We start from the raw sequence: 22045 nt of genomic DNA, 5'->3' as shown, positions 1-22045 counted from the left end.
GCGCCAGGTCTCTGTTCCGGCATGCCAGAGTGCGTCTCTGCACTGGCTATCCGGCAGGCATCCTAACCTCTTTCTGAGATTGCAGCTTTGATCTGACTGACGCGGCTTCGCTCGCATAATCCCCCGCACTGTCCTTAACTCAAATCTTGTAATCCCGTTCCACTGAGAACTCCCGGAGGACGCTTTGACAACCACATCTGAGACAACGACCAGTGACAATACCCTCACGCTCCGGCGCTGGATAACGATCGGCCTTCCCGCAACCGAGCTTTTTGCCCTGTGGCTTGAGCCGGATACCCTGCCCCGGATTATGAGCCACTTCGCCAGCGTGACACCGGTGAATAAAAGCGATGCACACTGGCAGGTTGAAGGGCCTCTCGGCAGGCATTACCGCTGGGAAAGCCGGATTGTTGAAGCGCACCCGGGCGAAGTCATCGCCTGGCGTTCGCTGGACGGCGCGGACATTCCTAACGAAGGTGAACTACGTTTTCGCCCCGCGCCGGGTGAATGGGGGACCGAACTGGCCCTGACGCTGCAGTTCACCCCACCGGGCGGGGCACTGGGGAAAAAGGTGACCACGTTATTCGATCTGCTGCCGAAAGAGGTGGCCAGCAAAGCGTTACATCGCTTCAAGAGCCTGGCTGAAACCGGTGAAATTCCCACGCTGGAGGGGCAGCCTGCGGGCCGCCATGCCAGCCGTAAGGATAAGGAGAAATAGATGCGCGCACTCTGCTGGAATGGCGTCAACGATCTCAGCGTTGAAACGGTGGCCGATCCTGGTCTGATTAACCCTCATGATGCCATCATACGGGTCAGGCTTACCACGACCTGCGGCTCCGATCTCCACGTCATTGACGGTCTGATCCCGACGATGCGCGAGGGAGATATCCTGGGCCATGAATTTATGGGCGAGGTCGTCGAGGTCGGCAGCGCGGTGAAAAATATCCGCCGCGGTGACCGGGTGGTCGTACCCTCATTCATCTCCTGCGGCTCCTGCTGGTATTGCCAGCAACAACTCCCCTCCTGCTGTGACAACACACATCCGCAGTGGGAAAAAGGGGAGACGGCGCTGGGCCATCCGACCGGCGGAATTTACGCTTACAGCCATGCCTTTGGCGGCTATGCGGGCTCGCATGCGGAGTATGTCCGCGTCCCCTTTGCCGACAATGACTGCTTTGTCGTTCCCGACGGTGTCACCGATGAGCAGGCGCTGTTCCTCTCCGATGCGACACCAACCGGCTACATGGGTGCCGATTTCTGCAACATCCATCCGGGTGACACGGTGGTGGTCTGGGGCTGTGGCGGCGTCGGCCTGATGGCTCAGCAGAGTGCCTGGCTGATGGGTGCACATCAGGTCATCGGTATTGATCGCTATCCTGAGCGGCTGGCGATGGCGCGGGACTTTGCAGGCAGCATCGCGCTGGATTACACCTCGGTCGATATCCACGAAGCCCTGCTGGAACTGACCGGCGGCCGCGGCCCGGACAGCTGTATCGATGCGGTCGGCATGGAGGCCAGGGGGGAAGGCTTAAGTCAGGTCTACGACAAGACGAAACAGATGCTGCATCTTGAAACGGATGTGGGTGCCGCCCTGCGTCAGGCACTCTACAGCTGCCGCAAAGGCGGCAACATCGCTATCCTGGGCGTGTATGGCGTGATGGATAAGTTTCCGCTGGGGCTGATGATCAACAAGAGTCTGACCATCCGCACCGCCCAGCAGCACGGGCAACGCTATATGCACAGGCTGCTGGAGCATGTTGCGCAGAATGAACTCAATCCGGCGTTTATGGCGACGCATCGCTTTCCACTGGAAGAAGCGCCGCGCGGCTATGAGATGTTTAAGCATAAAGAAGATGGCTGTGTTCGTGCCGTCTTTGTTCCCTGAGAACAGGATGCCCCTGACCGATCCGGGCGGCTGAGCCGCCCTTTTCTCTTTGTCCCCCGCGCTTACCTCAACGTCAGATTATCCGTTTATGGCAGCCCGTTCCCCCTGAGCAGAGCGGAGGCCGACCGATCAGGATGGCAGGATCATATGAATTTTTTATGAACCTGAAAGCCAAAAAACGATGTTAAATGAATAACCTGCCTGAATGTTGCCGGTACCGCCATTATTCACATTTTGTAAAAATATTAATCACACTACGTTATCGTTTCATGCATAAATTAGTGCCACCTTTCACTCATGGAGCAGGCAAATGACGCAGTTTGTAGCGATTTTTTTCTCCTCACTCTTTATGTGCAGCAACGTTTTCGCCGGGTCGGTCTCTTCCGTCTCACTCGGGGCCATTTCAACCGCCCTGAATGAACGTATGCAGGTCATGAAAGCCGTGGCAGGTTATAAAGCGCAGCATCATTTACCCGTGGAGGATCTGCCCCGGGAGCAGGTGGTACTGGAGAACATGCTGCACAATGCGCAGCAGGAAGGACTTGAGCCGGAATCGGTGGAACCTTTTATTCACGCCCTGATGAATGCCAGTAAAGCTATTCAGTATCGCTATCGGGCTGACTGGCTTTCCACGCCGGATAGCCTGCAGGCTGTTCCGGATCTGGCAGAGACCCGGCAGCAGATACAACGGCTGGATACACAGTTACTGACGGCGATCAGTCAGCGGCTGATGGCAGGCACCCTGGCTGACGCCGACAGAGCCTGGCTGCTCTCGCAGCTCGCGGCCCCCCACCTCAGTGAGGCGGACAAAAACAGCCTCGTGACCTCCCTTTCCCGCATTCAGCGCAGGCATTAGCGATTAGAGAGTTAACGGCCAGAAACGCGTCTGGCCGTTAACCGCGCAGCCGCAGTGTGGCCGGCAAGACCAGCTGACTCTCGGAGGGATCGTCTCCCCGGATCAGGGTGGTCAGCATGGAGAAACAGGCCTGCGCCAGCGCCGGGACATTCTGCTCTACCGTATCGATCGGAATGGAGAGCGAATCATACAGATAGTGATCGTCAAAACTGGCGATGCGGATATCGCGGGTCAGCAGGTGATGCTCGCTCATGTAGCGCAGCACCCCTTCCAGCAGACCACAGGCGGCGGTGAACATCGCTTTAGGAGGACGTCCCAGCCGGTCACACAAGGCCGAAAACATCTCATAGCCGCTGCCGGGATGGTAGTTACCCTGAATAATCCACTCCGGCTGCAGGGTCACCCCCGCGCGCGCCAGCCCCTGCCGGAATCCCGACAGACGATCCTGGGTGGGCGACAGCGCCGACTGTCCGCCAAGGAAGTAGATCTCTTCCGGACAGGCGCGCGCCAGTTTTTCAACGAGATCGGCGGTAGGGGTGACCGAGTCGGTGATCACCCAGGGAAGCGCGGTGTTGTTCATGTGGCGATCAAACAGCAGTACCGGTAACTGTTCGCTGAGGCTGACATAGTCACTGTCATCCAGCATGCTGGAGGCGACAATCAGCCCATCAACCTGACGGGCAACCAGGTTATTCACGACCACCCTCTCCTGAGCACCATTTTCATCGGTACAGGAGATCAGCAGCTGGAGACCGGCTGCCCGGCAGAGGTTTTCCAGCGCATGCGAAAAGGCGGCGAAACCGTGGTTAGTGATCTCCGGCACCACCAGCCCCAGCGTGTGGCTGCGGGCATCATGCAGCATCCGGGCGTGGATGCTGGGCTGATAATGGTGTTCACGGGCCAGCGTCAGAACCCGCTCACGCGTCTCCTTTGCCACCCGTAACTCTTCGCCACGGCCGTTAAGCACCAGGCTGGCAGTGGCTTTTGAAACGCCAGCCAGCCCGGCAATGTCACTGATGGTAACGCGTTTGGTTTTTCTCACGGCAGGACACGGTTGATGGAACAGGCCATTATTCTACCATGCAGCGACGCAACGACCAGTAGCGGGCCGTCAGTTCTGCGCCTCCGCGCAGGGTGAGCTTCGCCGCCGTGTCCGGAAAATAGCGGCTGCTCATCACGCCCTCCCCGTCATTGATGAAGATCTCAACGCTGGAGTGGTCGCAGAGGATCTGCAACCGGCGGGCTGCCCCTGTCCAGTAGCGGAAGATCCACTCGCCCGAAACCAGACTGCGACGGGCAAGCCGCAGTTCATCCTGCTGCCACGACAGGATCAGCGTATCGGCAAAATTGAGTTCGATATCTCCCTGACTCTCCAGCATCAGCTCCAGTCGCGCGGCGGCGATCGGTGGCATGTCATCAGCGCGACCCTGATAGTGCTGCTCCGCTTCGCGCAGCGCCTGCAGTTCGGCAACCGGCTGCTGACAGAGCCGCCCGTTGCGTGAGCTCAGTTCACGCAGGCAGGTCATCTGGTGGATCCAGCGGTGCGCGACCGTCGGCTGGGCCATCTCCTCGCCATCCGGCGTGCCCATCCAGCCCACCAGCAGACGCCGGCCGTCCGCAGTAAGCGTGGTCTGCGGCGCATAAAATTCAAACCCGGCATCCATTTCATTCAGCGGGCCGTGTGTGTATTCAGCCCGCTCATAATTCAGAGAGCCGCTCAGCCAGGCGCAGGCGTGGCTGTTCAGGTAGCGTTTTTCTTCCGGCGCCACGCCCTGCGGACAGCAGATCAGATAGGTGCTGTCGCCCAGCGTGAACATATCCGGGCATTCCCACATGTAGCCTGCAGCACCCAGTCCCCCCCGCTCGCTGCCCGCTATTTCGCCGAGAGAGTGCCACGCGCGCAGATCGTCAGAACGCAGTAACAGCACCCTGCCCTGCCGCTTCGTGGTCTGCGCCGCCAGAACCATGTACCAGTGGTTTTCGTGCTGCCACACTTTAGGATCGCGGACGTGGCCGGTGTAGCCGTCCGGCACGGCAATGACCGGGCCGAGTTTGTCGAATCCCCCTGCGCTGTTCTGCTGCGCCAGGCACTGCCACGCGGTGCGCGAGCCATCCTCAAATTTGACGTTACCGGTGTAGATCAGCGTCAGCACGCCGTTCTCCTCCACTGCGCTGCCGGAGTAACAACCGCTGCGGTCATACTCCTCATCAGGCATCAGGGCAATGGGCTGATGCTGCCAGTGCAGCAGATCCGCTGAGCGCCAGTGACCCCAGCACTTATGCTGATGTGCACACCCCAGCGGGTTCCACTGGTAAAAGAGATGATAGTGTCCGTCAAAATGGATAAAGCCGTTAGGATCGTTGAGCAGCCCGGTCACCGGTGCCAGATGCCAGCCGGGATAGTGGCGGTCGCTGAGCGCCGCGGGCATACCCTGCATGACCGCCTGCAGGATGGCGGCCAGACGTGTTGATGCGCTCATTATTCCGCGTCCGTTTTATATTTGAGCAGGTAAGAGATCACAAACGCCGAAATGAAGGCGATGGCGATACCGATAATATAGTTCAGCAGCGATCCGGCCTGCACGATGGCCATGCCCGGCAGACCGGTCAGGCCGACGGCGGTCATGTAGACGTGCACCGAAACCACCCAGGCTCCCCCCAGCGCGCCCCCGACCAGGCCGGCAATGAAAGGTTTCATAAACCGCAGGTTAATACCAAAGATCGCGGCTTCCGTGATCCCCAGCAGCGCAGAGAACGCGGAGGGCAGCGAAATCGCTTTGATTTTTGCATCGCGGGTTTTAAACCACACCGCCAGGCAGGCACCGCCCTGAGCGACATTCGCCATCGCCCAGACAGGCAGCAGGAAGTTTACCCCGATGGACGGGTTACCCAGCAGCCCCGCCTCGATAGCGTGAAAGCTGTGATGCACACCGGTAATGACGATCACGGAATAGAGTCCGCCGAACACCAGGCCTGCCAGCCAGCCTGCGTGTGCGATCAGGGTGCTGAGCACAAAGGAGATGCCATCACCCAGCATACGGCCGGCCGGACCGATGATCAGCAGCGCAATGAAGCCGGACAGGATCATCGTCAGAAACGGGGTCAGGATCAGATCGAGGGCATCCGGAATAACCCGGCGCAGCTGCTTTTCCAGCATGCTCATAAACCACACGGCCAGCAGCACCGGGAATACCGTCCCCTGATAGCCGATCATCGCCACTTCAAAACCAAAGAAGTTCATGGTGTGGAAACCCGACGCCCCCCCCCAGGCGTTAGTCAGGGCCGGATGCGTCAGGATGCCGCCGAGGGTCGCGCCGAGAAAGGGATTACCGCCAAACTCGCGCGCCGCCGTAAAGCCAATCAGGATCGGCAGGATAATAAAGGCCGCCGAGCTGCACATATCGAGCATGATATAGAGCGCATTCTCCGGGTTAACCCAGCCGTAGGTTTTGACCATCCCCAGCAGGCCCATCAGCAGGCCTGACGCCACAATGGCCGGAATGATCGGCACAAAGATGTTCGACAACAGACGGGCGATTCGCTGGAAAGGGTTGAGCTTACGGGCCGCAATATCCGCCGCCTCCGACTTGCTCGATTCGCTGATGCCCGCCTCGGCGATGAACGCCGCATACACCTTGTTCACCACGCCGGTGCCAAAGATCACCTGAAGCTGTCCCGCATTGCGGAAGCACCCCTTTACCCCCTCAATCCGGCCAATGGCAGCGGTGTCCGCCAGCGCATCATCGGCCAGCACCAGCCTCAGCCGGGTAGCGCAGTGTGCAGCACTGGCGATGTTCGCTTTGCCACCCAGCAGGGGCAGGAGTGCCCGGGAAATCTTCACATAGTCCATACATACCTCTGTCTTGTTATGTTTTTATCCGCGTGACTATCCGGCCCCGGATGCGGGGCCAGCCGGTCAGAACCAGGTTTCCATCTGAACGCCGAAGTTCCATTCGCCACCGGCATCAAACCCTTTACTGCCGAAGGCGTCGTCACTGGCATAGTTATCCAGCCGGTGATCCCAGTCCATCCAGGTGGCAAAGAGCCGGATTTCCGGGCGCTTGAGGAAGTCACCGACATCACCGGCTTTCAGCGTGGGCGCCACGGTGAGCTTGGTGAAGCTGCCGCTGACCGCGTTGCGATTGTTATACCCCTGCGGACGCAGATCCATGTACTGATAGGAGCCCTCATACTGCATCTCAAAGTTCTGCGTGATTTCCTGAATCAGCCGCAGGTTGACCGTCGCCCAGTCGTAGCTGTCCCCTCTGACGTAACGGTCGTCACTGCGCTGCGCCAGTAAAGCAGGCGCAATGTGCCAGCCTCCGCCCAGCGGCGTGATGCCGTAACTTGCCAGACGCCAGGTGCTGGCCTCCTGCAGCAGTGCGCCGTCAGAGCCAATGGATTTCACCTCCGCTCCCAGTCCGTGACCGTAAAGCAGTGCAGTTTTCGACGAACCGTCTGTCAGCCCATAGAAGCTGTCGTTGTGCAGGCCCAGCAGCGCGTGGACGCCGGTATTGGCTGCATCGCTTTTGACTTTGTTACCCTCAATATCCCGGCGGTCATCGTTATCCTTTGCCCGCAGGCCGCTGACCATCATCTGCACCGGACCGACAAAGTTGTTCAGTGACAGGATGTAGTTCTGCGCGGTGTTTTCGTTGTTTTCAATGTCGCCAAAAGTACGGCCATAGAGAGAGAGGTTGCTGCGCGCCTGATCGCTCCATTTCATGTCATAGATACCGGCACCGGTTCCGGCAAGGAACACCACATCGGAGTCGATCCAGTGGATATCAAAGTTATCACGGTCAAAACGCTTACCGGCCCAGACGGTGGCGTTGTCGAAGGCGCCGGTAAAAGTAGGCAGCTGGCCCAGTTCGACAAACGCCTGACGCAGATTGAGGTCGCTGCTGGCGGCCGTCCAGTCGTTATAGGTCCGCTGCCCGTCGGCCAGCATCGCTTTAAAACGGGTTGTGGCCCCGCTGGCCAGCGTCTGCTTATGCTCCAGATTCAGCTCAACGTAGGTGTCCGGTTCATTACCCAGACGACCAACGTGACCGCCGGTCTCCCCGGCGGGGGTTACGGTCGGACCGCCCTGGGTTTTCGCGGCTGAACTGTTCATCAGCAGGCCGGATCGGGCATAGCCGTGAAATTCAAAGCCGCCCTCATCGGCCGAATGCTGCTCCAGCTTCGCGGTGCGCTGTTCGACCTGAGCGGCAGAGGCCTGATTCTGCTGCTGAACCGCCGCGAGCTGCTGAGCCTGCTTCTCAGCAGCCCGTGCGCGGGTTTCGGCGGCATCCGCCCGCTGCTCGGCCGCCTGAAGCCGCTGCTCCATGGCTGCCAGGCGGGCTTCGATACTGCTCATGCTGGAATCGGCCCAGACGGGAGAGGAAAGCAACAGGGTAGAAAGGGTCACTGCAATGGTGCTTTTTTTCATTTTTTTATGTCCCTGAGAGGAGGCTATCATCACCGGCTTTTTGCTAAACCGGTTTAGGCCAAATCATAGCCACGGGTAATTTCCCTTCGCAACGAAAATAGCTAAACCGGTTTAGTGATTGTGAGATAGTTCGCAAAACAGGGGTAAAAAGCAGGGATTACTCCGTCAGTTCATGAAGCTGGTGGAGCCAGGGGAGTGCAGTCATGGCACCTTTAGCCGTGGTAGCGAGTGCACCGCAGCGCTGGGCACTCGCCAGCGCGCGGGCCAGCTGCGATTCATTTGCGGGCAGACCCGACTTTGCGAGTTCCCACAATAACCCCGCTACGAAGGCATCGCCTGCGCCCGTCGTATCGACACTGACCACAGGGGAGGTGCTGTAGTGCGCAACCCGGCCCTGATAACATGCCAGCACCCCTTCCCTGCCCCGCGTCACCAGCAACAAATTGATCTGATAACGCGACGCCAGTTGCAGCATGCGCCCGGCCGCTTCACCCTCCGGACAGAGAAAATCGAGCTCTTCATCTGACAGTTTAACGACGTCGGCGTGGCTGAGCGCCTCGCTCACCACCGCCTGCAGCAGTGCCGGATCGGGCCAGAGGTCATGGCGCAGATTCAAATCAAAACTGACATGCCCGCCTGCGGCCCGGATCTGTTCCATCGCCTTCAGCGCGGTGGTGCGCGAAGGCTCTGCCGCTAAGGCAATGGAACAGCAGTGTAGCCACTCCCCGCGGCCGAACGCAGGCAGGTCGCCCGGTTCAAGAAACAGGTCGGCGCTTGGCCGCACCATAAAGGTAAAGGAGCGTTCGCCCTGTTCATCCAGCCCGACCACCACCGTCGAGGTGCGGTGCCGGGGATCGTTTATCATGGCCCCGGTGTCGACCTGCTCTTCCTGCAGCGTCTGCCGCATGAATTCACCAAAGGGATCCGCGCCAACCCGGCCGATAAACGCGCTGTTTCCCCCCAGACGCGCGACGCCTACTGCGACATTGGCGGGAGCCCCGCCCGGACACTGCATTAACCGACCCGGCATTTCGGGAAGTAGATCCACCACGGCATCGCCGAGGCACCACACGCGAACTGACATACATACTCCTTTAATCAGACCTGAACGCTAAACCGTTTTAGCTATAGCGGGAAACGATGCCGACTTCAAGTGTTCTTCTGCTGGAGTGATACCTCGCTGACGGGCGCGAGCAGTTCATTCAGGTAGTAAAGCGATATAAAAAAACCGGCCTGAGCCGGTTTCGTTTTCGCTGAAGCGAGACAGGTTACTTCATGGTGGCGAGAATCTGACGGATCGATGCATCTATCTGCTCAGCGATCTCTTTCGGCAGACGACTGAATTCATACTGTACGGTGCGTTTCTCGTCATTGGTTTTACGGCGCGCGTAGGTGTTTGCTGTGGTAAAGGTGGCCAGTTTTTCCGTCACCGTTTTGCTGACCGGCGCGGGCTTTTTTAACTGGCGACGGGCGCTTTTAAAGGCATTGAGAATGGCACTTTTTTTCTCATCTGCATTTGCGCTCAGCAGTGAACCCTCAGCCTCCAGCTGCTGCTCTATCCCGCTGACCAGTTCCGTGACGTCTGCGGCCTCCGCCTTTGCTTCCTCCCAGACGTCGAGCAGTAACTGATAGTCCTGCAATGTCAGTTCCGACACCACCGGGAAGAGGCCGATAAATTCGGCGGGTACGGCAGCCGCCTGGAACGCGCGGGAGACTTTGGCGTTAGAGATGCCTTCGGCTTTAGCAATCTCTGATTTGCTCATGCCGTTCTCGTTCATCAGCATAAAGCGCAGCCCCAGCTCGCGCAGGTTATGCTCTTTTGCTGTCTGAATATCCGCGGCCAGCTGACGCGCATCCGCGAGGCTCAGCGCATCGGCGGTTACCAGGACTTCCAGGCTGGCACCCGACAGAATGCAGGCGGCGCGGCGGCGGGAACCGTCCATGATCTCAATTTTGTCACCGTTCACGCGACCAATGGCCGGGAAAAACTGCTGCAGCGTAATGGTCCGGGTGATCTCCTGCAGCGACTCCGGTGTCAGGCTGCTCTGGTCCCGTCCGTTAATGGCCGGGTCGACGCTGGTCCGGGTTTCGATATCGTCATGCGGGATCAGCTGACGCACAAAGGTCGCCTTCGCGCCCGATTTCAGCGTAAAAGTCCGCGACTGGCTGCTGCTGTCGATCATGCTTGCTATCGCGGAGTCGCCAAATTTGCGGCCAATGCGCTGTATAGGTTTGCTCACAGGGTGCTCCTGATATATTCGATGCGATCAAATACCGCCCTTGAGAACTGCTCAGCTTCATATTTCGCTTTACGCAGGGCATCGGCACTGCCCGGATACGAGGAGGGGTTGGCACTGATCACCGTGTCAAAAGATTCACCGCAGCGTTCAAATCCATCCAGGCGCGGTAAGCTGCAGTCCAGCATCGATTTTGTAAAGACTTCCCGCGCATAGCTTTGCGATGTCAGGTGATCGTGTTTAGAGGTCATTTTTGACATGAAGCCGATATTTGCCTTCAGTCGCGGTTCAACGCCTTCAGATTCAATGCGCTCCAGCATTTCCGGCAGGCGGGTCAGATACTTCATCGTGGAGTGGAAGTCGACCTGGGCCGGTGGAGTAGGCGTCAGCAATACATCACTGGCTGCGATCGCATTCAGCATAAAGGAATCCAGATGCGGGCCGGTGTCCAGGAAGATAAAATCGTAATCGCCTGCCAGACGATCGATGACGTTACGGCGCAATACTTCGGATGGCGCTACCCCCGGCAGGTGTTCGGCAACCAGCTCTTCCCAGTCGCTGGCCACAAAGCCATCGTCAATTGACGCCGGGATAACATCCACGCCGGGCATGACGGTCGGTTTGATGAACTGTTCGCGAAGCTGGTCTGCATCAAGATCGTTGAGCATCGCCTGAGCGGCCGTTTCCAGAACGGAACCCACGCTGTTGGTATGACTCAGGAACATGGTGCTTGATGCCTGCGGGTCCAGGTCGATAACCAGGATGCGCAGATCGTTATGCAGCATGGAGGGGTGCGCGCGCATACCGTGGGCGAGCGTAACGGTGCTGACCGTTTTAGAGACCCCGCCCTTAAGGCTGACAACAAAGACGACAAAGGGGCCGTCGTGGCGGTCGCGATATTTCGGCACTTTACGGTGCTGATAAATGTCGACGACGTTCTGAATGGTCAGTGCATACTGCGAGGTACTGCCCGTCTGTTTTTTGCCAAACTGGTAGCCAGCAGCTTCCATATCCCCGATAGCCGCGACGACCGCGTGCTTGCTCAGTAAAGGCATATTGGCAACGGCATTACGTGAGAAGGTCTGGTAAAAACCGGTCTGGTTAAACTCCTGACGCTGCTGCTCAATATGGTTACTCAGTCCATGTAACATGGAATTGGCGCGCGTGGCCATTTCCAGCACTCCACCATAATCACGCTTCATAAGCCCCTCTGATTTAATGTTTTTTGGCATACTACACAAAAAGCGCATATCTGCCAATTTTTTAGAAAAATGCCAAAAACCTGGATTTTTCACTACAGACGATAAGAAATCGTCGGGAAATCAGGCAGGGTGTTGAAGGGAGCCGGGTGATGGTGCGGGCATTTCTGTAGGATACAGCCAGATCTGTGCGTCTTTATGATGTGGTGTTCCGATGCAGGTAACGCCGTGAGAAGGGTGTTTTCATCATGAAAATCGTAAAATAGTTATTATTTATCAATAAGTAAACTGTGAAATTGCTTGGTGAAAATTGCAGTTGTGCATGGTCAGACAGGGTGCTTTTTCATTCTGCTGTTCAGATTGGCAATGGATTATGCACCACGCTTACTGAAAGGCGACCCTCACAGCTCTATTCAGCGGCGTAATCGTTAATAAAAATCCTTTTCTCAGTTAAACCTGCCTGACAGAGCAGCAAGAAGGCGGGGGAGTAAGACGTCGTTTTGTCAGCCGTTGTGTCCGGCGTCAGCCAGGTCACTGCCAGAGGCGAAGAAGCTGTAAGCACAGTGCGTGCGATGTGATAAGGCGCCCGGTTTCAGGGATGATCATCAGTTTTAACCTTTCTCTTTTTTATGGCATAAACCAGCCCGTCGTATATCTGCTACAGATGAATTCAACGAAGCATTTTACCTTCGGGCTTTGCAACCGGCGGGAAGTATGTAAAACCCATAACTGTGTTTCAGCTCCTGATATCCCCCAGGAAACAAGCTCTCCCCGCTCCAGATGGTCAGTAATAATTGACTGCGGAAGCATTGCAACGCCAGCACCGCTCAGGACCGCGTCACGAACCGACAGCAGAGAGGAAAGCTTCAGCACCGGATGGGGGTCATAAACGGTCTCGCTGTCATTCACTTTCCAGGTTTCTCCCGTGCGGAAAGAGGACATGACGACGGCATCAACAGGCACAGCACAGTGTTTACTGCTTTCCGGAATTCTGAATGCCGGCGTCGCCGTCAGAATCAGACGGTCCTTTGCGAAACACCGGCCTACCAGTCCGTCATCGCCACCTGGATTGACGCGTATGGCAACATCGAAATGTTCAGCGATCAGATCGCTTACGCGATCCTCAGATATGACTTCGATCTCTATTGCCGGATATCGTTGCCTGAACTCGGCCGTAATACGGCCCAGAGCCAGTTGTGAAAAGAGCACGGGTGCAGCAATCCTCAGCAGGCCGCGAGGTGTGCTCTCGGCATCGCGCGCAGCAGACATGGCATCTTTTATTTCCTGCAGAGGGCCTGACGTAAGAGCAAGAAGTGACTGACCGGCCTAGGTGAGTTCGATATGACGGCTACCGCGCTCCAGTAACCTGACGCCTAACGCCTCCTCAAATTCCAGTATGCGTCGCGACAGCGTTGCCTTGGAACGGCCGGAAATCCGACTTGCTTTGCCCAAGCCGCCATGGCTTGCAACTAATAAAAAATCGTTTAAGTCGTCAAGGTGCATAGCCAGTACCATTAATGAGACAGTCCATCTTATTTTTATCATCTTCTCAACAAAAGTGGAACGAATTAGAGTTCATTTACACCAGTCACCTGAAGGAAAATGAACATGACGATTCTCGTTACCGGAGCCACCGGCCGTGTCGGCCACCATGTTGTTGAGCAACTTGTGAAACGCGGCGCTGACGTACGTATCCTTACCCGCGATCCTGGCAAAGCCAGCTTCGCAGAGGGCGTGGACGTCTTTAAAGGCGATCTGCTCGATATCGATTCCCTGCGGAGAGTCTTCTGTGGCGTCGACACGCTTTTTCTTCTGAATGCTGTCACCGGGGATGAATTCACTCAGGCCCTGATCACGCTAAATGTAGCCCGGGAAGCCGGCATTGACCGGATCGTTTACCTGTCGGTGTTTGATGCTGATAAGGCCGTAAACGTGCCTCACTTTGCTGTAAAGTTCGGCGCAGAGCGCATGCTTGAAACTCTGGGATTCAGCGCGACCATCCTGCGGCCTGCCTACTTCATCGATAATGAGGCAATGATCGCAGACGTGGTCAGAAAGCATAACGTTTATCCGATGCCCATCGGTTCTAAAGGGGTGGCCATGGTTGATGCCCGTGATATTGCTGAAATAGCTGCCATTGAATTGATTCGTCGCGATCGGGCGGCGGGGAAACTGCCTGTTGAGACAATCAATATAGTCGGGCCTGACATCCTCACCGGCGCTGATGTGGCTGCGATCTGGACTGAGGTGCTGGGCCGCCCCATTGCTTATGGAGGCGATGATCCGGGCGGCTTTGAGGCCAGTATGACGAATTTCATGCCTGTGTGAATGGCATATGAAATGCGCATTATGGCCGAACGTTACGTCAGCGACGGCATGATCCCTCAGGAGGGCGACCGCGAGCGTCTGGTTAAGATGCTAGGCCGTAATCTGCATTCTTACCGCGAAACGGCTTTGGCTCTGGCCGGATGAAAAGAGGGCGGAGTTTAACAGGAAGCCGGGATAAGTATCAGGGCGGTTAAAACCGCCCTCCTTAAGATCCCGGACTCCCCTTTATTCAGCTCTACATTTTCATTCGCAGATGATTACCAGATAAGTTCTCGCTTTCTCATCCAGATTCGAAAATTGACTACTGCGCTCTGAATTGGGTTCTTTTCTGGCAGGCCTGAACTCCTCTTCTTCTGGCAATCACTCTGCTCTCGCATTCTGACTTTTACTTTACTGGTGTGTAATTTCCTTTTACCGGCAAAAGTTTTTCATTGCATGTCAGTTGAATATCGCAATGATTCACGGTGTTTTCATCATGAAAAAATCAAAATAAAAGCATATAAATCAATATATTAATTGAATTTTTTTCAGGGTGAGTTTACGTTTTTTCTCTTCAGAAAAAGTTGATGGCTGATCGACAACTTAAGCGCAGTACTCACTCGGGAAACCCGCTGATGTTAATTTTTGTTTTTCAGTGAGCTTGTTTAAACCCTCCTGTGTCAGGCTTTGGATCTGGTCATGTTTGCTGAAACGGCTTAACGCTGAGTCACGGCAGAAAAGCAGTTTCATTTGAGACGGGAATAGCGTCTGGTTTGGGTCTTTTTATCCCCGTTATCCACAGGCCAGATCCAATTAGTCGATCCTCAATAGATCAAATTGAGATCCTAAACAGATCCCCGCAGCGGCCTGAGCCTTATGACACAAGGCCTGAGAGCGGATCAATAACCACTATAGCGAGAAAAACAACCACTGCGGAGAGTATAACAACCACTATGGCGAGAGAAGTAACCGCGCTGGTGAGTAGTGAACAACCACTGTAGCGAGTAGACGGCCCTGGTAACGGTGCATAAACAGCAGTGCTATCAGCTACAGCCTGTTTTCAGGCAGGCTCTGAAGATATGAGGCTGGTGGCTGGTCTGATTTTCTGAAAATGAACGTTTAACAGCCCGTTTTTACACGTTTATCCACCGATTCGAGCCAGTAAGCGATCCTCATAAGATCATTAATAGTTCCTGAAAGATCCCTGTAGCAGGCCAGGCCCTGACAGCGCTGGCTTAAGGCCCTGTCAGCAACCACTGTAGCGAGTAAGATAACCACTGTGGTGAGAGAAATAACCACTGCGGTAAGTAGATTAACCGCTATAGTGAGTGATAGTATCCACTGTATCGAGTAACAGCGGCTGTTGCCTGTTCATAACACGGATCTGCCTGATGCCAAGAAAAGAACCCGATATCCTGAACATAGCGGATGCATTTAGCGAAACAGACAAACGCACTGGCGAGGTTGTTACTCTCACGCCTAACAGCAACAACACCGTTCAGCCGGTCGCGCTGATGCGACTTGGCTTGTTTGTTCCGACGCTGAAATCCACGGCGCGCAGTCAGAAAAACCAGATGAATGCCATGGATGTGACACAGGATCTTAAACAGTTATCCCTGGTCCGCTCGGAAGGGTATGACAACATCAAGATTCTGGGTGCCCGCCTGGATATGGACAACGATTTCAAAACCTGGGTAGGGATCATCCGTGCCTTCGCCACACATGAGTGTCTGGGAGACACGGTAACGCTCTCTTTCGTTGAATTCGCCAAATTGTGTGGCATACCCTCTGTGCGTCTCTCCTCGAAGCTCAGAAGCCGTCTGGATGCTTCCCTGACCCGTATTGCCTCCAATACGCTGACATTTACCAGCAAGGGTGGCGAGAACTACACCACGCATCTGGTGCAGTCTGCCAAATACAGCATCAAAAAGGATACGGTCACCTTACAGGCCGATCCCAAAATCTTTGAGCTCTACCAGTTCGACAGGAAAGTCCTGCTGCAGCTGAAAGCCATCAATGAGCTGGCACGTAAAGAGTCGGCCCAGGCGCTCTACACCTTCATTGAGAGTCTTCCGCCTAAACCGGCGCCGATATCCATGGCCCGGCTGCGTGCCAGACTTAACCTTACTTCGCGTGTTATCACCCAGAACGCCACCGTCAGAAAGGCCATGGAGCAGCTGAAAGAGATTGGATACCTTGACTACACGGAAACCCGGCGCGGCTCATCGGTTTACTTCTGGGTCCATTACCGTCACCCCAAGCTGCGCCCGGCCGAGCTGCCGCTCAGCAAGTCTGGTCTGATCGATGACGAAATGGATGAGTTCGACGATCTCTACAACGATCCGACTGTTATTGATGTCGGCCAGCCTGAAGCCGTGATGGAAGAGGAGAGCAGCGAGCTGGTGATGGTGTCACGTGAGGAGAAAGAGCTGCTGAACAAAATCAGGAAGCAAAAAAAGCAATAATTTTCAGACGTTAGCACGCCTCGTTCCCTGTGATAGCCCTTTCCGCTCGCGGCCTGAGAGTAGGGATGTCAGGAAGGCCTGAGCCAACCACTGTAGCGAGTTACGTTACTCTCTACAGTGGTTATCCACCCGCTGCCCGCGTCAGAGATCCCGCTCAATCGCTGTGGCCTCCACCTAATCTGCCTTGTGTCGTTTTTAACCGACGCAGCCAGTGTTAACTCGCTACAGTGGTTGCTCTTCTGTTAAAGGTGATGATGAGTACGGCTGACACAGAGATTTCTCTGCTTTACTCGCTACAGTGGTTATCCGGCTGAACGTCTACCTGCCTCAGAAGAAGCGGGGCAGGGCAGGTATTTATCGCGCAGCGCGCGCTTCACTTACTCGCTATAGTGGTTACCCTTTCTGTTTTCGAAGCTAATCGTGCCATTCTCATGCTCTTTTTCTCCTGTGAGCTACTCGTTACAGTGGTTATCAGGTTGTTTTATCGCTAAAGCGGTGAGTTAATGATCAGATCATAGCGTTTTAAGGGGTAAACACACTCGCTACAGTGGTTGCCAAACGGGAACAGGCAGGGGAGGTTTACTCGCTATAGTGGTTGTTACTGTTTCTGTCCGGCCACGCCTTTGGTGGGCTTACCTAGTGTGTGAGTGCTCACTAGTGTCATGTTCCCTGTCAGATAAGACCTCAAGAAAAATACCAAGACGATGCTCTGCCTCAGTCATCACTCGCTATAGTGGTTCCCTTAAGACTGACCGCCACAGAACTGACCTGCATGACAGGCCCGATGCACCCAATATGGCCTCAGAGAGTCCCTGCAACAGTAAACACGCATCCTGCCTGAGGAGTCTTCTCGCTATAGTGGTTGCTCGCCTGTTTCCCGTCGCTGAACCGCCTGAGTGGGAACACTCACTGGCACCGATACTCGCTACAGTGGTTACTGACGCTGAGCTGAGCTGCGATTCACTCGCTATAGTGGATATGTGTCACATTACGTCTTTGCCGGTGTGTAAATATGCAACAAATTGCCTTTCCGCAGGCAGCAGGGAAGTAACATTACTCGCTATAGTGGTTATCCCTCATTCCTGTGCCTGACTGGTCAGAAATACGCTGTCAAAACGGGAAGCTGTAAAAGCTCATACAGCAGGTCAGGGGCAGAGACGGGACAGGGAAGTGAATCAGTGAACTGCGTGAGGATTGTCAGGAGTGAGGCAACAAAACGGCCGGCGCGCCAGCCGCTCTGTTGCTGTTCAGGCAGGTTGCGTTACATCGCCTCCCGGTATTCCGGCCAGGCGACCGATTCAGCCTGGTAGCGGCCAGCGGCAGCAAACAGGGTGCCCTGGAAGTTGATCACACCAGCCGCCTCCAGCCACATCCACTCCTCGGCCTGGACGATACCGGCTGCGATTACGGTGATTTCCAGCGCAGAACAGCATTTGATAATTGCCTGAACCACCGCCTGTTTGGGGCCGCTGCGGTGAACGTCGCGGGTGATCCCGGCGTCGATACGAATACGGTCCGGCTGAATGTGGGTCAGCAGCGAAAGCCCGGCGGAGCCGTCTCCAAAATTGTCGATAGAGAGGCTGATCCCGGCGGCTTTCAACGCACGAACCGCTTCAGAGAAGGCGGCCAGCTGCGAGATAACTGCCGTTTCGCTCACGCCGATGACCACCTGCTCCGGCACCAGTCCCGCCTGCTGAATGGCGGCTACAATCTGCGTGACGGCATCGGGTATCACCACCAGCGTCATCGGCAGCAGGCTGACGTAGAGCGTCATGCCATCAGGGCAGACCTGACCTGCATGGGCGAAAGTCTTTTTCAGGGTCTCCAGATCGTCAGCGTGAAGCTGGGCGTCTGAGGCTGCATCGGAGGGCGCCGCTCTGACAATAGTGGCTTCAATCGCGGTGACTTTACGAGCCAGCGGATCGACGACCGGGCGGAAACTGACGCCTTCTGTTTCAGGGCGGGAATCCGGCACCTCGTTATGCTCTGAAATGAATTCCCAGTAACCGGGCGGAAGAACCTCGTAATAGTTCTCCTTCTCACGTGACTCAACAAAGGTCCGCAGGAATTGCAGTGCCCGATCATCATAGGTCAGTTGATATTTCGAGGTCCCTTTGTCCAGCACCGCCTGGAGCAGCGACGAGCGGTCATGTTCACGCAGGTCAAACAGCGACATACCCGCATTACCAAACCGGCGGGAAGGTGCGTAGTCGCGCATCAGCTCCACGACATTATGATGCCGGCGATCGGCACAGATGCGCTGATAGACTGCCTGAACGCCCGCTTCCGGCCCCTCAAGCAACTGAAAAAAGTGTGTGCCGTTGAATAACAGGATGCCTGTTACGTCGTGCGCAGTGTTGATTTCGCTGGCGTGATCGACCATCTCAGGCAGGGTTCTGACCGGAAAATCATCGGAAATATGGCTGCGGTATATAATGGTAGTCAGCATGTGCAGCTCCGCTTTAGGTGAATATAGCGCACACGCTAACACTGTTTAAAAAATGTTTCATCTTTCCTTACTGACTGTAGCACGGCGTGCACACGGGCAGGCAGCACTAAGCGCAGCGGCTGTCGGGTGACGTTCCGGCTGACAGATCCGGTACGTGCAGGCGGTCACTCAGCAGGGCTCTCCGCGCAGCTTCCAGTTGAGCCAGTGATCCAGTGCTTCTTCGTTCAGCGGTCTGGAATAGAAGTAGCCCTGAGCTTGGTCACAACCATACTCTGTCAGCGAGGTCACCGCATCGGGACACTCGACCCCCTCTGCCAGCACGGTGTAGTCCAGCTCTTTCAGCATGGCGATGATGCTGCGGGCAATGATGCGTGAGGCAGTATCGGAAGAGAGCTCGCTGATCAGGGACCGATCCAGCTTGATAACATCCAGCGGCATCCGGCGCAGATAACTGATATTGCTGTAGCCGGAGCCAAAATCATCCAGCGAAATCGTAAATCCACACTCTCTGAGTCTCTCCAGCCCGCGTAGGGCATCAGGGCTTTCAAGGATACGTTCAGTTTCCAGACACTCAATGCCCAGCAGTGAGGTGGGGAGCTTAGCCCTGACCAGCTTGCTTTCCAGTGCAGAAGCAAAGCCTTCCTGCGAGAAGTCGTTCACGCTGACGTTAATCGTTAACGGCAGCTGGATGCAGCTATTCCTGAGCCGCCTCAGGCGGGCTACCGCCTGATCGATAATCCAGGCCGTCAGCAGAGAGAGCAGTTCGGTCTGTTCAGCCTGCGGGATAAAGGCACCTGGCGAGAGTTCACCCCGGGTAGGATGCTGCCAGCGGATCAGCGCTTCCAGCCCCACCGGTCTGCCACTCTGCAGGCAGATTTTCGGCTGGTAAACCATATAGAGCCCAACGTTGTCGCGCAGCGCAGCTTTAAGATCGTTCATCAGCAGTAAATCGTCAGCATGCTGCGTCTGCGCCTCGGCGTCATAGCGCTGCGAGGGCAGCCCCAGTCCGACCGCATCGTTCAGGGCACTGACGGCGCGACGTAATACCTCAGGTGCCGACAGTTGACTGGCCACAAAGCCCGCTTCGCCGGTGTGCGGTGTCAGCGCGACCGACAGTCCATCATCCACATCTGCACTGATACCCTCCAGACGACCGGCCACCCAGGCGGCACTCAGGCGGCTGTCTGCCCGGGTCAGGATGGCAAACCGCCCGGTGGCCACGGTATAGAGCATTTCGCCCACCGCCGGACGCAGCCGCAGTGGCAGCAGGGTGGCCATATCTTTCAGCAGGCTTTCAACCGGACCCATTCCCATCGTGCGGGCCAGTTCATAGGCTCGCGACATATCAATGCAATCAATCAGGACCAGGCGGCGGGGTGTGATGTCGCCCGCCACGGCCAGATACTGCAAATCACGGATCAGACGCTGGCGGTTAGGCAGTCCGGTTACGGGATCGACAAACCCGGCCGCATGCCAGGCTTCCAAAAAAGACATGACCAACGTGGAGAGCAGGGTCAGCGTCATGACCTGATCGGAAGTGAAAATATGCGGCTCGGTGTCCGTCACACACAGGGTACCCAGAATAATGTTATCGCGCGTTTTCAGCGGTACGCCGGCATAGAAGCGAATAAAGGGTGCGCCGGTGATCAGGGGATGCCTGACAAAACGCGGGTCGTGCCAGGTGTCGGGCACGACCATAGGCGTGTTACTGTCGACCACGTGGCGACAGAGAGAATCCTCACGCGTGGAGCGCTGAAGATTGAATGTGTGCGAGGCCTGTACGGTCTGATACTCATCATCCAGAACAGAGATAAAGCTGCCCGGAATGCCCAGTGCCTGACTCGCCAGACGGACAAATTTCCGCAGGACGTCATCGCGACTTTCATCAGGACTGCGCAACGCCTGTATAGCACGGCTTCTGCGTTCATCATCGCCGTTTAAATTCTTAAGCATGTGTGTATACCCCGCACCGGTTGATTACGGAGCGAAAAAGAAAACTGTCCGGTTTGAAATGTCGATCAGGCGGCAGTAAATATAGCGTATTTTTTATTTTCCGCTGAATGATAGGTGACTCTGCGGCAGCTGTCTCTGAATATTTTCTTTAACGCATTAAAAGCGTGTTTACGATTCGAAAATTTAATCGAAGAGAGGCGTTAATATTTACATGTTGTTGTCATTTTCAGAAAACGTGTGATTTCAGACTTTTTAATATTTATTTCAGGGCAGCAGAACAATATGCATTCAGGCGCGTGAATGGTTTTGCTAAGTCAGTCTGAACCCTGCAGCCGCGACAGGCTGCGGAACCGCGTCGCTGAGCAGAGACGGGTGAGAAAGATAACCTGTTAATATGACTGGTAAAAGCAGAAAACCGGGTTACTCCGGCAGAGATAACCTGTCGCCATTGTGATGGCTGAGGCAGGCCAATCCGCCGCCGGGCTGCCACTGACGCAGCACGTCAGGCAGTAATCAGGTTAACGTTTGATGCCGTTGCGGGACTGTAACGGACGCCGGGGTGGCGGGTTTTGCTCCAGCCACGCCCGCACCTGTTCGGTCAGCGATCCCTGTTCGCGAATCGCACGCGTCAGCCTCTCCTGAGTCGTCTTCAGCTCCTGGGTCCAGTAGGTGATTTGCCACTGTTCACGGATCTCTACACGTGACAGATCGTCGGGTGAGCGACGCTGGATAGGATTTTTCATTTATTATCCTCCTCGTATTTTTGATGGTGCCCGCTGAGCAGCACCCTCAGGCTAAACAGCTATCGTGATGAAGAGTGAGGCATTGAGGTAGCGGATTAATCCCTGAATCGCGCTTAAGTCAAATATCAGGACTATTCCTGGCTGGCGCAATAAGGCACTCTAAAAAAATAGAAAAGTCGCCGGCGGGGCAGAATTACCCGTTTCGTTTACAAAGAAATCCTGCCGGAATGCAGAATCCGGAATTTGACATTTATTTAAAATGGTCAATTATTCTCAGGTCAATTCGCAGGGCCACTTCCGGGTCGCTTCGCTTTATACAGGCGAAGCGCTGCGCCTTTGCGGTTTCATCATGTTGAAGGAGTCCTTTTTGGTTAATCGTCCCCCTCAGCCGCCTGTGGCTGTACAGAGTAATGTGCGTGAACTTCGTCTGGCCGCCGGGCTGTCACAGCAGAGCGCCGCAGAGCGTTTCGACCTCAGTCTGCGCGTCTGGCAGACGAAAGAAGCTGCAGCCAATCCTGCG

18 protein-coding genes are annotated in these 22045 nt (G+C 55.7%); 6 read left to right on the top strand and 12 right to left on the bottom strand.

All coding sequences use genetic code 11. The features are described 5' to 3' along the window. Positions 1 to 184: 184 nt before the first annotated feature. From F3I47_RS20210 to F3I47_RS20200, 3 genes are all read left to right on the top strand, one after another. A complete protein-coding gene (locus F3I47_RS20210; protein ID WP_150030334.1) occupies positions 185 to 718 on the top strand; it encodes an SRPBCC family protein in 534 nt (177 codons plus the stop codon). Then, on the top strand, positions 719 to 1885 hold the full coding sequence (locus F3I47_RS20205; protein ID WP_046103058.1) for a zinc-dependent alcohol dehydrogenase: 1167 nt from the start codon (positions 719 to 721) through the stop codon (positions 1883 to 1885). A 310-nt stretch (positions 1886 to 2195) separates the two neighbouring features. Beyond that, positions 2196 to 2741, top strand: coding sequence for a chorismate mutase (locus tag F3I47_RS20200; protein ID WP_009093240.1), 546 nt, complete (start codon positions 2196 to 2198; stop codon positions 2739 to 2741). 37 nt (positions 2742 to 2778) lie between these two features. On the opposite strand, the gene F3I47_RS20195 is transcribed toward F3I47_RS20200, so the two are convergent. The 9 genes from F3I47_RS20195 to F3I47_RS22570 form a co-directional block, all read right to left on the bottom strand. Then, positions 2779 to 3783, bottom strand: a complete 1005-nt coding sequence (locus tag F3I47_RS20195) for a substrate-binding domain-containing protein (protein ID WP_150030333.1) — start codon at positions 3781 to 3783, stop codon at positions 2779 to 2781. Between the two features lie 28 nt (positions 3784 to 3811). Next, positions 3812 to 5221 (bottom strand): sucrose-6-phosphate hydrolase, encoded by a 1410-nt coding sequence (locus F3I47_RS20190; RefSeq protein ID WP_150030332.1) that lies wholly within the window; start codon positions 5219 to 5221, stop codon positions 3812 to 3814. Then, entirely contained in the window at positions 5221 to 6591 is a 1371-nt protein-coding gene (locus tag F3I47_RS20185; RefSeq protein WP_150042101.1) for a sucrose-specific PTS transporter subunit IIBC, read from the bottom strand. Before F3I47_RS20185 ends, F3I47_RS20190 begins: the two co-directional genes overlap by 1 nt. 66 nt (positions 6592 to 6657) lie before the next feature. Beyond that, positions 6658 to 8172, bottom strand: a complete 1515-nt coding sequence (locus tag F3I47_RS20180) for a carbohydrate porin (RefSeq protein ID WP_150030330.1) — start codon at positions 8170 to 8172, stop codon at positions 6658 to 6660. 157 nt (positions 8173 to 8329) lie between these two features. Next, positions 8330 to 9256: an aminoimidazole riboside kinase gene (locus F3I47_RS20175; protein ID WP_150030329.1), complete on the bottom strand. Its 927-nt coding sequence runs from the start codon at positions 9254 to 9256 to the stop codon at positions 8330 to 8332. 184 nt (positions 9257 to 9440) lie between these two features. Continuing rightward, complete coding sequence (locus F3I47_RS20170) at positions 9441 to 10412, bottom strand: ParB family protein (protein WP_009093251.1); 972 nt, start codon at positions 10410 to 10412, stop codon at positions 9441 to 9443. Beyond that, positions 10409 to 11611 carry an AAA family ATPase gene (locus tag F3I47_RS20165; RefSeq protein ID WP_009093252.1) on the bottom strand — a complete coding sequence of 401 codons (1203 nt, stop codon included), beginning with the start codon at positions 11609 to 11611 and terminating at the stop codon, positions 10409 to 10411. The genes F3I47_RS20170 and F3I47_RS20165 overlap by 4 nt, the downstream gene beginning before the upstream one ends. Before the next feature lie 624 nt (positions 11612 to 12235). After that, positions 12236 to 12877, bottom strand: a complete 642-nt coding sequence (locus tag F3I47_RS20160; RefSeq protein ID WP_223812785.1) for a substrate binding domain-containing protein — start codon at positions 12875 to 12877, stop codon at positions 12236 to 12238. A gap of 57 nt (positions 12878 to 12934) precedes the next feature. Next, complete coding sequence (locus tag F3I47_RS22570) at positions 12935 to 13111, bottom strand: LysR family transcriptional regulator (protein ID WP_223812784.1); 177 nt, start codon at positions 13109 to 13111, stop codon at positions 12935 to 12937. A 105-nt stretch (positions 13112 to 13216) separates the two neighbouring features. On the opposite strand from F3I47_RS22570, the gene F3I47_RS20155 reads away from it, so the two are divergent. The 3 genes from F3I47_RS20155 to F3I47_RS20150 all read left to right on the top strand — a co-directional run bounded on the left by F3I47_RS20155 (position 13217) and on the right by F3I47_RS20150 (position 16380). Beyond that, positions 13217 to 13936 (top strand): SDR family oxidoreductase, encoded by a 720-nt coding sequence (locus F3I47_RS20155; protein WP_223812783.1) that lies wholly within the window; start codon positions 13217 to 13219, stop codon positions 13934 to 13936. Continuing rightward, the gene (locus F3I47_RS22565) at positions 13937 to 14080 is read left to right on the top strand and encodes a hypothetical protein (RefSeq protein ID WP_223812782.1); all 144 of its coding nucleotides are present in this window, start codon (positions 13937 to 13939) and stop codon (positions 14078 to 14080) included. It abuts the gene before it with no gap. Positions 14081 to 15306: 1226 nt separating this feature from the next. Beyond that, complete coding sequence (locus tag F3I47_RS20150; RefSeq protein WP_009093253.1) at positions 15307 to 16380, top strand: RepB family plasmid replication initiator protein; 1074 nt, start codon at positions 15307 to 15309, stop codon at positions 16378 to 16380. Between the two features lie 1261 nt (positions 16381 to 17641). Here the strand turns inward: F3I47_RS20150 and F3I47_RS20145 are convergent. From F3I47_RS20145 to F3I47_RS20135, 3 genes are all read right to left on the bottom strand, one after another. Beyond that, a complete protein-coding gene (locus tag F3I47_RS20145) occupies positions 17642 to 18829 on the bottom strand; it encodes a diguanylate phosphodiesterase (RefSeq protein ID WP_009093254.1) in 1188 nt (395 codons plus the stop codon). Positions 18830 to 18997: 168 nt separating this feature from the next. After that, positions 18998 to 20782 carry an EAL domain-containing protein gene (locus tag F3I47_RS20140; RefSeq protein ID WP_150030328.1) on the bottom strand — a complete coding sequence of 595 codons (1785 nt, stop codon included), beginning with the start codon at positions 20780 to 20782 and terminating at the stop codon, positions 18998 to 19000. Between the two features lie 518 nt (positions 20783 to 21300). Further along, a complete protein-coding gene (locus F3I47_RS20135) occupies positions 21301 to 21525 on the bottom strand; it encodes a DUF3606 domain-containing protein (RefSeq protein WP_009093256.1) in 225 nt (74 codons plus the stop codon). Positions 21526 to 22045: the final 520 nt, after the last annotated feature.

It is taken from the genome of Pantoea sp. M_10 (assembly GCF_008631515.1).
Taxonomy (GTDB): Bacteria; Pseudomonadota; Gammaproteobacteria; order Enterobacterales; family Enterobacteriaceae; genus Pantoea; species Pantoea anthophila.
Note: the sequence above shows the minus strand (reverse complement) of the source record. Positions and strands in the feature narration are given on the sequence as shown.